This is a genomic window from Psychrobacter frigidicola (assembly GCF_007997305.1).
Taxonomy (GTDB): Bacteria; Pseudomonadota; Gammaproteobacteria; order Pseudomonadales; family Moraxellaceae; genus Psychrobacter; species Psychrobacter frigidicola.
The window spans coordinates 127,073-139,646 of the sequence record NZ_VORZ01000004.1; the positions used below are offsets into that span (position 1 = coordinate 127,073).

The window sequence follows — 12,574 nt, forward strand, 5'->3', positions numbered from 1 at the left end:
TAGTTTTAAGCTATCTGCCTTCTCGTTTAAATTATGAGTGCTATTTAGGGTAAGGATTAAACTTCCGTCAATTTTTCTCGCTTAGTCTCTTTAACGCCAGAAGCGCATACTTCAGCAATTTTATCAGAGGGTACATCACCAAAGTCTTTTACCATCCATCGCAACCACCCAACAATGATAAGAATCATAATAAAGAGAATTGGAATGCCGGTTATGATTGCACTGGTTTTAATAGTATCTAAACTTGCTCCGATAAAAATCATAGTCAGTGGCACTAGTGCTAACATCACACACCAAAATAGACGATGCAACGGATGAGGCTCTTCATCTCCTTGTAATTTTGGTGTGGCTGTAGAGGCCATGGTAAATGCTGCACCATCTAAAGTGGTAGCAAGGAATAGCACAGAGATTGCGCAGAATAAAATCATAAATGCGCTACTTAACGGCAGTGTTTGTAGCACTGCAATAATGGCATTGTTATCTTGACCCGCTCCTAACATTCCAACGACATCGACCAGTCCTTTCAAATGACGATCAATGGTTAGACTACCGATAATACCAAAGAACAAGAAACATCCGGCACTACCGCTAATTAGGGTGTTGATAACGACTGACCGAAGCGTTCGACCTTTTGAAACTTTGGCAATGAAAATACCTGTGAAAGGGGCATAAGTAATCCAATATAACCAATAAAATATTGTCCATGATTGAGGAAAACCAGATTTACCAATAGGGTCTGTAAACAAACTCATTTGCACAAAGTTCTGAATCATTAAACCCAGAGAGTTAGTAGTATTTGCGATGATAAAATTCGTCGGTCCCGCAACCAAAACCCCAATACAAAGAATTAGAGCCAGCTTTGTTGTAAAATCTGCTAAATTTGACATACCTTTTTGCAAGCCAATATAAGAGCTTAGCGAATATACGACAGAAATTATGAGTATCAGTACAATATTCATTGTAAATGAGGGCTCAATTCCTAACACGGTACTTAAGACGTTATTGACCAATGGTACAGAGACCCCTAAGGTAATACTCAAGGCACCAAAGCAGATAAATATAAAGATGACATCAATAAGACGTCCTATGACACCACTTTGCTTAATACCGGTGATAGAGCTGACGATTGCGCTTAAACTAAGACCGGCGTTTTTGCGAACATATAAGTGATAGCAGATAGGAATGGCGACTAGAGCATAGAGCGTCCAGGCACTAACACCCCAATGAAACATATTGTAGGGTAATGACATCTCAAAGGCTCGTTGCGAGTTTGCCTCAATACCAAGACCTGGGGTTTCTATATAGTAAGCCCATTCAATAAAGGCCCAATAGACAGTGGCTGAACCAAGTCCGCAGGCAATCATCATCGAAATCCATTTAAAATTAGAGTATTCTGGCTCCTCATTGCCAAAACGGATTCTGCCATATTTACTGGTTGCAACGAAGGTAAGTAGTAAAACGCCCATGAATGTAAATAACAGGACACCAGAGCCAAACCATTCTGTTATTTTTGAGAAAATAATACTGGCGATGACTTCTGATTGTTCTGGTTGAAGATATAAAGCACCAACAACGATGACCACCAGCGCAATACTGACAGAGATTAAGAGTTTATCTACTTGTCTACTCATGACGACACCCAATTCCTTTTTGGTTTTTTATGTATAAAGCTTTTGATTACTTTAGATTTTATATAATTCCACTATATTTTCATCAAGCTCTACGCCAAGCCCAATGGTATCCGGCACTCTTACATAACCCTCTTCTAATGGCAGTAAGTTCTTGACCAGTTTAGTAAACAACGGACTCGCACTTTGTGAGTATTCAATTAGGTCACCATACTTTGTTGCCGCTAGAAATTGCACAGTAGCCGCCAACAGAATCCCTGTGCTAAAACCATGTGGGATCATTTTTACGCCATTCATTTCAGCGATATTATTGATAATACGCATCTCGCTAATGCCACCACAGCGAGTTATATCTGGCTGGATAATATCTGGCTGAGCTTGTTTTATGAAATCCTCAAACTCATAGCGTGTCGTTAATGACTCGCCACCAGCGATTTTAGTCACCGCGAGTTTTGCCAGTTTCAGATATCCTTTCATATCGTCAGCCAGTACAGGTTCCTCAATCCAATTTAGATGGAATGGCTCTAACTTTTTGAACATATCCGCTGAATGGCTATAGGTATTCCATTTAGAAGCCAAATCAATTTGTAGCTCAAAATCGTCACCCAACTCTTCACGAACGGCCTTCACCAATTCATAATCAGTAATAGGATCATCACCCATGATGCCACCACCGAATTTCAGGCTAGTAAAACCTTTTTCTTTTAGTTTCCTAGCAATTGCTCTGTTGTCTTCCGGTATGTCTACAGGAATAAAAGTGCCATAGGCGCGAATCTTGTCGCGATATTTGCCGCCCAATAACGTATGAATAGGCACTTGGTGGTATTGAGAAGCAATGTCCCACAATGCAATATCAATGGCACTCATCGCATGTATGCCTGCGCCTCGTCTGCCCAAATAATTGGAACCCCAATACATTTTGTCCCAGAGCTTTTGAATCTCTAAAGGGTTTTCACCCAGTAGCAATACTTTTAGTCCAGAACAGTATAAGTTTGAGACGGGTGCTTCGATAACTGCTTTGGCTACTAACGGTGAGGTGTCACTTTCACCAATTCCAACCAACCCTTTATCGGTAATTACTCGAACAATAAAGGCATCTTCACCCCATTCACAGTCTTGATCGAGTGCGGGAACCCTAAGGCTAATAACTTCGATATCTACTATTTTCATCTTTAAACATCCTTTTAATAAAGCGTCTTGAGGTTTTTAGTGTTCATCTCTATCGATAATAAAGACAGTTTTACTCTGTCCAACCTTCTGTGCCCAGAGTGAGTTTATAACTACTTGACTGTTCAATTAATGGCCAGTCCATCTCAATACCTAAGCCATTCCCCGTGGGGGCATGAACATAGCCCTCTTTGTCCGTTCTAATGGTCGTCAACGCGCCGAATTCTAAGGGCTCTACGGGGACTGCTTGCTCAAAATACGTGCTGTTGCTATAGGCTAACATCAGATGTAAGTTGGCAGCTTGGGATAAGGTATAGCCCCAAGATTGCAGCTCAACGGTCATCGAGTTGGCTTCTGCAATACCCATAATCTTTTGAGTTTGAGTGATGCCACCAGCAAGTGTGGCATCGACACGAGCACTTGACCAACAGTTATGTTGAATACCTTGCTCAATTTGATTCAGATGAAGTAAGGTATTTCCGGCAGCTATAATCGGGATATCAACACGCGACTTGAGTTCTCTATAGCCTTCTAAGTCCGTGTCAGGTAAGGGCGCTTCAAACCAAAGGTAATCATGCTTTTCTAGTATTCGTGCCGCTTTCAAGGCTTCTTCTCTGGTATAAGTGCTTTCTACGTCAATCATAAATTTAAGACCTGAGTCTTTAAACGCCTCATGAATCGCTGCCACTAAAGCCATATCCTTATCAAATATGCACCATGTGTGGAATTTAATAACTTTATAACCTTGTTTTTTTAAGTCTTGAACGTGTTTAATATAAGCTTGAATAGTTGGTAGGAAAGGCGTGCTGGCATAAGATAGAATCTTACTTTTGGCACCACCAAGCATCTGGTATAACGGCATTTTCGCGTACTTAGCCACCAAATCCCATAAAGCAATATCAATCGGTGATAGCGCTTGCGGTTTCATTTGCACACAGCGACTTGCCATCAGAGAGTAAATCTCTTCTCTTTGTAGTGCAGATTTTCCGATGAGAAATGGCAGCAAATGACGGATAGACTCTGCCAGACTCTTATCAATGCCGCCTTCTGTCCAAGATATTGCGGCACCAAATCCTTCGTGTCCATCAGATGTCCGTATTTTGACAATGGTATTGGTGATTACCAAGTCAGAATAATGAGAGGAGGTTTTGTATTTGGCATCTGGTCCTGCGACGACAAACACTTCGATTTTATCAATTTCAAGTTTCATAAACATCCTTGTTTTCTTTACTATTTAGACAGTTTTATGATCGTATTTATCAAGTGAGCTTACTGTTAATCCAACAAATAAACGTCTGGAAGGTTTGTATCCACAATATGACTTTTTAATGCCTCGATTGCCTCGTCAACAGAGTTCCCATTCACTAAAACATTTACCAATTCTTCATGTTCATCAAGCCATTTTTCCATCGTTCCAGATCTACTGTTTTGATGTAAAAAATGCAGCCGGATTCTGTTGACAATACTTTCCCAAATACGAACGACATTCTCTAATCCGGAAGATTTAACTATCAATCCATGTAACTGAATATCTAGTTCAATGAACGTTGATAAATCCTCATAAAAGGTAGCTTTCTTCATATCATCTAAAATTATTTTGAACTGAGACTTCGTATCTTCTTCCCAGGCCTCAAAGCCTTTTTTTAGGGAAAAAGTTTCGATTTGCAGACGCATCGGAATTAAAATCTCTAATACTTCTTCTTGTGAAATTGTCGTCACTCTAGTGTCTTTGTATGCTTCAGAAATAAGTAAGCCTTCCTGTTCTAATAGCAAAACCGCTTCTCTTACAGATGTTCTGCTAACACCTAGACTCTGTGACACTTGAAGTTCGGTTATTTTCTCTCCCTGTTCTAACTTACCTTCAAATATCATTTTTTTAATTTCTTCTGCAATTTGATACTTTAGAGAACTTTTGGAAAATTTACCAGCCATAAACACTCACCCATTTACTATGTTTGTCCAATTGTCGACAATGTGTTTTATTAAGTTATACTAAGTGGTCTTATTTGTAAAGACTTCCCTGAGATTTAAGTAAATTATATTTATAGAATTGAGAAATACGCGACAACGTCTGGAAAGTTACTTCAGATAATCGTAGGGAGAAAATTATAAGTGTTAAATGGAAAAACAGCTGGTAGAGGATTGCAGAGTTAAATGTTTTAGCTGAGTCTATATAAGGTAGTATGATGTTGATGTTGAGCGACACTGCTCATAACAAGCCATTTCAAATTTAATCAAAGAAGATTTTAAAAAGCATTTTTCATATATGATGTATTTATGGAACAAGTTAGATGTAAGGTCTAATTTCGTTCAAATGGTAACTTACATAAATTTACCACCCAAAAACTCTCCATAGCAGCAGCTTACAGCAGTAGGCACTTGTTGGTATAAAAGTTGGTATAATACAACCAACTTAATAAATAACTATAATTAAATCAGTATGTTAACTATAGAGTTCGGCTTCCTCCTTCACCGCCAATCTTATTAGTCCTATTCCAACTCTTTTCTCGCTTAATATTTTATCCTGTTCTGAATCCTTTAAAACTCTTAACTCCTTTAAAACACGTCAAGTGTAAAACTTACGGTTTATATATACCTGTATTTATTTTCTTATATTGAACGAAATTTAAGATATTTTATAATAGAAATTCAAATTCTATGACTCGACTTATCATCGTTAATTAGACTATTAAAAAATAAATTAGAGTGAGGAGTAGGTTATTAAGATGTTTAGAAGTAAACATAGCTTTTAGGGTTACCCAAATAAAAATAAGCCACTTTAAGTGGCTTATTTTTTTGATAGATTTAGTTGAGTTTTAAGAGCTTGATCCTAATTAGGTCTCATTAAAAAAGAAATCACGTTTCTAATAAGAGCAAAACACTATGCGTTATTATGCAAATGCTCTTATATTATATTTAAAAATATTATAGAAATTCACGGTGCGTATTTTTATAGTGAGGTCAAGCCTGCGTACTCTGTACCTTTTGACAATACATAGCGCTTGTTGGTTTCGCCATCGGTTAAAAAGCCACCAAAGGTCTGCGATACAGCACTGAATAAAATAATACTGACCGCTGTTAATGCTTCTTCTGCTAGAACTTCAGTATGCAATAACTCTTTAGCTTTAGCCACACTGATCACGGCGCAGCTTTCGTTCTCACTCAAACGAGGATTCATTTCTTCATTATAATTTTTATAGCAAAAAGCAATGGATATATATTCTTCAGACCCAGCAAGCTCAGCAAGGTACGCTTGATCGATAGTTTTTACAGCTTCAACGCAGTTTACTGCCGGTTGCTTTTTAAGTGGCTTAAGTCTTTTGCTGTGTACGATATTAATGAAGGTTTCTTGTTGTGGTTGTTTTTTGGTGGTAGATCTCATTGTTTAGCATCCTTTATAAGTAAAGCTTAGGTAATTAAAGCTTATTGGGCGGGTCCTTGCCCCGTGAATACGGGAACTAACTACATTGTATCGTGCGCTAGTAGGTTAGCGCTATCAGTATTCCATAGCTTTACTAAGTAAACAAATGAATAAATGTTAATAAGCTGGAAAGGACTAGTAAGACGGTTTACGGTTTATCTAGTGGCACACCAAACTTGCTTGGCTATTACTAACTTTTAATAGATTTTTTATCGTTGCTGGCAGCTATTTGTTGGTAGTAAGCCCAGCGCTTAGTAGAGATTTATACTGACTGAGTATTTCACTTTATCATGCCTACTATCATAGGCATGTTCCTTATGTGTTCTCTTCTAGCAGTACGCATTCAAGGTCTCTCATTTTCATTCAATGATTTTGTTAAATACGGGTAACTTAAAGTAGCTTATCTTTCCTGTCATCAGTTTTTTGCGCAAACTTGATGCGCTAACTCAATAAAAGCCTCAGTAGCAGCGCTTTGATAAGCACCTTTGCGTTGTAGCAATACCGCAGTACGTTTTAATAAAGTCGGGGCCAGCGCAATAGCAACCAACTCATTGCTATTGTTCACAATATCGGATGGCAATAAGGTGCTCAATTGGGTATGGCGTACTATTTCAATGACTGCACTTAATGAATTGGCCTCCATAAGTACCTTTGGTTGAATATCGTACTTGCGGCAATAATGCCCAATTTGCTCACGGGTGACAAACTCATGGCTTAGCAATACCAATGACTGGGCATTTAGAGTCTGCAAATCAATAGCTTGCTGCTGTGCAAGAGGATGGTTGTTGTTCACTACCAATGCCAATGTTTCAATCAACAGGGTTTGGGTTTCTATCTCGGCAGATTGCACTTCTGCAAAGGCAATACCCACATCAAAATCATCATCGAGTAACTGCTTTTCCATTTGCTCTTGCGACATCTCTTGTACGCTTAGGGTGACGTTAGGATAACGAGTATGAAAAGCTTTTATCAGCGGCCCTATCAGGTAAGTGGTAAAAGTAGGTGTCATCGCAATACGCAGAGCACCGCGACTTAAATCCTTCACATCGTGCAACGCTCGCCTTCCCTCCTCTAAATCCTGCAAGGCTTTACGCGCATAGCGGGCATACACTTCACCCGCATCGGTTAGCTTGACGCTACGACCGGAACGATCAAACAAAGTCGTACCTAGGGTTTCCTCTAATTGCTTAATCTGTTGTGACAAAGCTGGCTGGGAGACGTACAGAGACGCTGCTGCTTGCGTGAAACTGCGATGCTTGGCAACGGCGAGAAAGTATTTTATGTGTCTAAGTATCATATTTTATCTATCGTTATAGTCGTTTATCTATAAGTATTTATTATCGATATCATAATACACCAGTCTTTTACCTTATTACCATAACGGCGTAGTATTCATTTTATCGAAACCACAGCGACACTCGTTATGAAAGATATTATTGAAGGCTTTTTAAAGTTCCATAGCGATGCATTTCCGGAACGCGCTGATTTATTCAAAAATTTAGCGACCAAACAAAATCCGCGCACCTTGTTTATTTCTTGTTCAGACAGCCGTTTAGTCCCTGAGCTGGTAACCCAGCACGAACCGGGTGGGTTATTTGTCATCAGGAATGCCGGTAATATTGTACCGTCTTATGGGCCTGAGCCAGGTGGGGTATCAGCCTCAGTAGAGTACGCCGTAACCGCATTACGAGTCACCGATGTGGTGATTTGTGGCCACTCAGACTGCGGGGCTATGACAGCCATTGCTAATTGTACCTGCATGGATCACATGCCAGCGGTTGGGAGCTGGCTAAAATACGCGGACTCAGCGCGGGTGGTGAACGAATCTATCCAGCATTTAAGCGATAGCGACCGTATTGGATCTATGGTACGAGAAAACGTCATCGCTCAGATTGAGAATATCAAAACCCATCCCTCGGTACGTCTGGCTATCAGAGAAGGCCGCTTGGCTTTGCATGGCTGGGTTTACGATATCGAGACCGGTGGCATTGATGCCTTAGACGGTGCTACTAATAATTTTGTTTCTCTTGCAGAACATACTGATAGTCGCGCCTACCCTATACAGCTTTCTGCAGCGGTTTAGACTTATTATTTAAGTTTACTATTTGATTTTAGGGTTTAGCCCAATAAGGTTTGAGCTTTATTAATGACAAACAACACTGATCACTATTATTTTAAAATTATCGCCCACTCACTTAATAACAACTGCCACTAACTATAAAAGGTATTACCATGATTCAGTCTCAAATTAGCAACGACGCCCGTCAAGCCTTAACCGATATTATCGTCGCTGCCAAAGCTGAAAAAAACTTGTCATTCGAGCAAATAGCCGCAGACACTGGGCTTAGCGATGTCTATGTCACCGCAGCTCTACTAGGTCAGCATCCACTACCTACTGATGCCGCCCAAAAAGTTGGCGAAACCTTAGGCCTCGATGATAGTGCTATCGCTTTGCTACAAGCTATTCCATTACGCGGTAGTGTTGGTAGTGAAATGCCTACAGACCCTACTATCTACAGATTCTATGAGATGATGCAGGTTTATGGCACCACTATGAAAGCACTCGTTCATGAACAATTTGGCGACGGTATTATCAGCGCTATCAATTTTAAAATGGACATCAAAAAAGTTGCAGATCCAGAAGGTGGTGACCGTGCGGTTATTACGCTTGATGGTAAATTCTTACCTTTTAAACCTTTCTAATAGACTAAAAAGTCCTATAGGTTTTTTAAAAACGCCATAAGGCTAATAAACGACACAATATATTATGGCAAAAGTCGGCGTTCTGCGTCGGCTTTTTTCTGCTATCAAGGATATCTTTTTATTAATGAGTACTGAACGCATTTCCTCCACGGCATCGCAATCGCCGCTGTCCATAGTTTGGCCTATGCTAGTAATTGCGGGATTAGCATTAACGCTACGCCCAACGATAACATCCACCGGCCCTCTGTTAGAAGAAATCCGTCTGAGTACCGGTATGGGCCTACAAGCGGCCTCGTTATTAGTAGTATTACCGATGTTATGTATGGGCGTATTTCCTTTATTGCTGCCTTGGGTTGGCAAACGGCTGAGCGAAAGCGCTTGGATAACGGGCGGATTGATTGCTATTGCTCTGGCAGGTGTTTGGCGTTTGGGATTAGGGTCAGGTTGGGCTTTGATTGCCAGCGCTCTGATAGGCGGTACGGGCATTGCTATCGTGCAAGCGATGGCACCCGGCGTGGTCAAACGTTGGTATCCCAAGCGCGTACCGCTAGCGATGGGTATTTATTCAGCTTCATTGATGGCTGGGGGCGGCATTGCGGCAACGTTAAGTCCACTGGTGGCGAAGCACTATAGCAGCTGGCAAGCGGGCCTTGGTATATGGTTAATAGTGCCAGTCGTTGCATTGCTAATGTGGTGGTTTAGGCCATCTGAGACAATGGAAACTAAGCATAATAGCGTGCCCGTCAATTTTTTTAAAAATCGACGTGCATGGTTATTGGCCAGCTACTTTGGCTTGGCTAATGCTGGTTATGCTTGTATGATAGCTTTTTTGCCAACTTATGCGCGTGGTTTGGGTTGGAGCGCGCAAAGTAGCGGCGAGCTAATCGGTATCATGACTATTTTTCAGGTAATCGGTGCGCTTGGGGCGCCTGCGCTGTCTTCTAGCCGCTTAGATCGTCGGCCTTGGTTATTTTTTGCCGTCGGTATTCAGATTGCAGGATTTGTCGGACTGATACTGTTGCCAGAATCAATGTTAATTGTTTGGGCGGCTATGATAGGCTGTGGCCTCGGGGCTTGTTTTTCACTAACGCTGACCGTGGCACTTGATCACTTATCCATACCCAAATTGGCTGGAGCGCTGACGGCATTTGTACAAGGCATTGGCTTTATTATTACTGCGATTGTTCCTTACCTTGCCGGGGTTTTGCGTGAAGGAACCGGTAGTTTTCAAGCGGTTTGGATGATGCTGCTAATCACATTGATATGCATGCTCATTGTTACTATAAAATTTAAACCTAGCAGTTATGCAAAAGCAATAAATGTGACTGACATTTAATTAAGCTGTTGATTTAGACTTGTTGCTTCGGTTCAAATATGATTAAAGATAAAACCATACTTATAATGAAACTACATTTGGGATTTAAAATGAAAAAATTATTCGTTTGTGCCGCTCTTGCAACATCGCTATTATCAGTTACGGCTTGTGCCAGCACCTCGCCAAATACTTTACCTAGCACCTTAAGAAGTACTCAAATTCAACCCAACGCAGCCAACTCTGGAGCTCATATGGCAACTATTCCTGTATTAACTGGTGAGATGGCACAAAACATGGTCAATGCCGCCGCCTTAGCCGCCAAAAAAGATCAATTAATGGTATCAGTCACCGTGGTTGATGCCTCTGGACAGACTTTAGCGGTATTAAGGGATCATCGAGCTGGCGTGCATACCATACGTGCCAGCTACAAAAAAGCTTATACTGCCAATTCGCAAAAAAGAGAAACAGCGGTCATTGCTAAAGGTATCGCAGACGGAACTATTCCCCCCGATATTAGATACTTAGATGAAAATATGCTAATGATGGACGGCGGTGTACCTATCTATATTGATGGCATTGTGGTTGGTGGTATTGGGGTTGGCGGCGCGCACGGCAGTGAAGATGTGCGCATTGCGAAAGCGGGCTTAAAAGCGTTAGATTAAAAGACAACGTTAAACATAAAAGTCATGATTAAGGAGTTTTAGGTAATATAATTATCCACCAAAACACCCGTCTACTATATCCTCAATCTTTGCTTTCACCTCTTTCCAGTAGGCACCACTTACGTCAATAAGTGCCAACCATATGTCAGTACAGAGTACGTTATAATCAGTAAAAATTGCTGACTGACCTCTAAAATAACAATAACAGGCTGCCCTTATGGCAATAAATCTAGTGAATATTTTCTTTGTCATCCACCTCATTTTGCTGATAGCAATCTCATTGCGCGTGCTAGCACGGTATGATTTTACCTCATCGGCGCGGCTGGCTTGGCTAGTGGTGCTATTTGTGCTGCCTTATATTGGGGTAGTGGCTTATTGGATGTTCGGCGAGATCCATTTAGGTCCGGACTTTTCGCGTAAGAATCGCGAAATTATTGATAAATTGCATACCCAGAATCCTGAAGTGCTCGGTAGTGAGGCCTCATTAAAAGCCGCGATTAAGCCGGAATATCAAGCGGCCTTTGCTTATGGTGCCAATGTGACTGGCTTTCATGCCACCTTAGGTAATCACGCAGAGCTAATGGCAGATGCTGCTGAGACTCGAGCGCGGATGATTGCTGACTTTGACGCAGCGACCGATCATATTCATGTGCTGTATTATATTTGGCTGATCGATGGTATGGGTATTGATACCGCCCAAGCGCTCATACGTGCTGCCAAACGTGGAGTTACTTGCCGAGCGATGGTTGATGGGTTAGGCTCGCGGAAGATGGTAGGGTCAAAGGTATGGCAGGAAATGAAGGACGCTGGCGTACAGGTCAGTGTGGCGCTACCCATTGGAAACTTTATTAAAGTACTATTATTTAGTCGCCTAGATTTGCGCAATCACCGTAAAATTACGGTCATCGACGGTAAGATTGGCTATAGTGGCAGTCGCAACTGCGCTGATCCTGAATTTCGTGTGAAACCAAAGTACGCCCCTTGGGTAGATATTATGCTGCGGGTCGAAGGTCCTATCGTCGCACAAAACCAAATGCTCTTTGCCGGCGATTGGTTAATGGAAAACCCTGATACCCCTATCGAAAGCTTTTATTATGATACCAAACCCAAGCCTGATGGTTTTGCTGCTCAAGTATTCTCTGACGGCCCAACCCAGCAACGAGGCGCCTCCCCGCAATTTTTAGGTGCACTTATCAGTCAAGCTCAGCGTACCCTCACCATCTCAACGCCCTACTTCGTACCAGATTATTCATTGGTAAGTATTTTATGTGCCACAGCTTATCGCGGCGTTGACGTTACGATGATTTTTCCCAAAAATAATGATTCATTCGTGGTGGCAGCGACCAGCCGAAGTTATTACTGGGAACTGCTAGAAGCAGGCGTTAAAATCTATGAGTATAAACCTGGCTTACTACATGCTAAGACCTTGACGGTTGATGGTGAAATCAGTCTGATTGGCTCAACCAACTTGGATTTGCGTAGCTTTGATTTGAACTATGAAAACAACGTCGTAATAAGCGACAAAGCGTTAACAGCTGATATCATAGAACGTCAATACCAGTATATTGCTGCTTCAGAAGAAGTTACCCGCGAGCAAGTGAAGGACTGGCCATTACCCTATAGAATTTGGAATAATATCGTAGCTACGATGGGACCTGTCCTTTAATTATAAGCGTAC

General features: G+C 41.4%; 11 protein-coding genes. 5 read left to right on the forward strand and 6 right to left on the reverse strand.

The features are described from left to right. Positions 1-56 precede the first annotated feature (56 nt). The 6 genes from ES754_RS11365 to cynR all read right to left on the reverse strand — a co-directional run bounded on the left by ES754_RS11365 (position 57) and on the right by cynR (position 7,513). Complete coding sequence (locus tag ES754_RS11365) at positions 57-1,631, reverse strand: BCCT family transporter (RefSeq protein WP_147224320.1); 1,575 nt, start codon at positions 1,629-1,631, stop codon at positions 57-59. A 51-nt stretch (positions 1,632-1,682) separates the two neighbouring features. After that, complete coding sequence (locus ES754_RS11370; RefSeq protein ID WP_147224321.1) at positions 1,683-2,798, reverse strand: mandelate racemase/muconate lactonizing enzyme family protein; 1,116 nt, start codon at positions 2,796-2,798, stop codon at positions 1,683-1,685. A 70-nt stretch (positions 2,799-2,868) separates the two neighbouring features. After that, entirely contained in the window at positions 2,869-4,005 is a 1,137-nt protein-coding gene (locus ES754_RS11375) for a mandelate racemase/muconate lactonizing enzyme family protein (protein WP_170231110.1), read from the reverse strand. A gap of 65 nt (positions 4,006-4,070) precedes the next feature. Continuing rightward, positions 4,071-4,727, reverse strand: a complete 657-nt coding sequence (locus ES754_RS11380) for a GntR family transcriptional regulator (protein ID WP_147224323.1) — start codon at positions 4,725-4,727, stop codon at positions 4,071-4,073. Positions 4,728-5,745: 1,018 nt separating this feature from the next. After that, on the reverse strand, positions 5,746-6,177 hold the full coding sequence (locus tag ES754_RS11385) for a hypothetical protein (protein WP_147224324.1): 432 nt from the start codon (positions 6,175-6,177) through the stop codon (positions 5,746-5,748). 454 nt (positions 6,178-6,631) lie between these two features. Further along, a complete protein-coding gene (gene cynR, locus ES754_RS11390) occupies positions 6,632-7,513 on the reverse strand; it encodes a transcriptional regulator CynR (RefSeq protein WP_147224325.1) in 882 nt (293 codons plus the stop codon). A gap of 126 nt (positions 7,514-7,639) precedes the next feature. Between cynR and ES754_RS11395 the strand changes: the two genes are divergently transcribed. The 5 genes from ES754_RS11395 (at position 7,640) to cls (ending at position 12,562) form a co-directional block, all read left to right on the forward strand. Continuing rightward, complete coding sequence (locus ES754_RS11395) at positions 7,640-8,299, forward strand: carbonic anhydrase (protein ID WP_147224326.1); 660 nt, start codon at positions 7,640-7,642, stop codon at positions 8,297-8,299. 149 nt (positions 8,300-8,448) lie between these two features. Then, positions 8,449-8,919 (forward strand): cyanase, encoded by a 471-nt coding sequence (cynS, locus tag ES754_RS11400; protein ID WP_147224327.1) that lies wholly within the window; start codon positions 8,449-8,451, stop codon positions 8,917-8,919. Between the two features lie 124 nt (positions 8,920-9,043). Further along, positions 9,044-10,255, forward strand: coding sequence for a CynX/NimT family MFS transporter (locus ES754_RS11405; protein WP_147224328.1), 1,212 nt, complete (start codon positions 9,044-9,046; stop codon positions 10,253-10,255). A gap of 89 nt (positions 10,256-10,344) precedes the next feature. After that, positions 10,345-10,896, forward strand: a complete 552-nt coding sequence (locus tag ES754_RS11410; protein ID WP_201538806.1) for a GlcG/HbpS family heme-binding protein — start codon at positions 10,345-10,347, stop codon at positions 10,894-10,896. 217 nt (positions 10,897-11,113) lie between these two features. Beyond that, positions 11,114-12,562 (forward strand): cardiolipin synthase, encoded by a 1,449-nt coding sequence (gene cls, locus ES754_RS11415; protein WP_147224329.1) that lies wholly within the window; start codon positions 11,114-11,116, stop codon positions 12,560-12,562. Positions 12,563-12,574 lie beyond the last annotated feature (12 nt).

Excerpts from the sequence above, each read along its gene's own strand:
- ES754_RS11365 (WP_147224320.1), bottom strand. The coding sequence starts at position 1,631 with ATGAGTAGACAAGTAGATAAACTCTTAATCTCTGTCAGTATTGCGCTG.
- ES754_RS11370 (WP_147224321.1), bottom strand. The coding sequence starts at position 2,798 with ATGAAAATAGTAGATATCGAAGTTATTAGCCTTAGGGTTCCCGCACTC.
- ES754_RS11375 (WP_170231110.1), bottom strand. The coding sequence starts at position 4,005 with ATGAAACTTGAAATTGATAAAATCGAAGTGTTTGTCGTCGCAGGACCA.
- ES754_RS11380 (WP_147224323.1), bottom strand. The coding sequence starts at position 4,727 with ATGGCTGGTAAATTTTCCAAAAGTTCTCTAAAGTATCAAATTGCAGAA.
- ES754_RS11385 (WP_147224324.1), bottom strand. The coding sequence starts at position 6,177 with ATGAGATCTACCACCAAAAAACAACCACAACAAGAAACCTTCATTAAT.
- cynR (WP_147224325.1), bottom strand. The coding sequence starts at position 7,513 with ATGATACTTAGACACATAAAATACTTTCTCGCCGTTGCCAAGCATCGC.
- ES754_RS11395 (WP_147224326.1), top strand. The coding sequence starts at position 7,640 with ATGAAAGATATTATTGAAGGCTTTTTAAAGTTCCATAGCGATGCATTT.
- cynS (WP_147224327.1), top strand. The coding sequence starts at position 8,449 with ATGATTCAGTCTCAAATTAGCAACGACGCCCGTCAAGCCTTAACCGAT.
- ES754_RS11405 (WP_147224328.1), top strand. The coding sequence starts at position 9,044 with ATGAGTACTGAACGCATTTCCTCCACGGCATCGCAATCGCCGCTGTCC.
- ES754_RS11410 (WP_201538806.1), top strand. The coding sequence starts at position 10,345 with ATGAAAAAATTATTCGTTTGTGCCGCTCTTGCAACATCGCTATTATCA.
- cls (WP_147224329.1), top strand. The coding sequence starts at position 11,114 with ATGGCAATAAATCTAGTGAATATTTTCTTTGTCATCCACCTCATTTTG.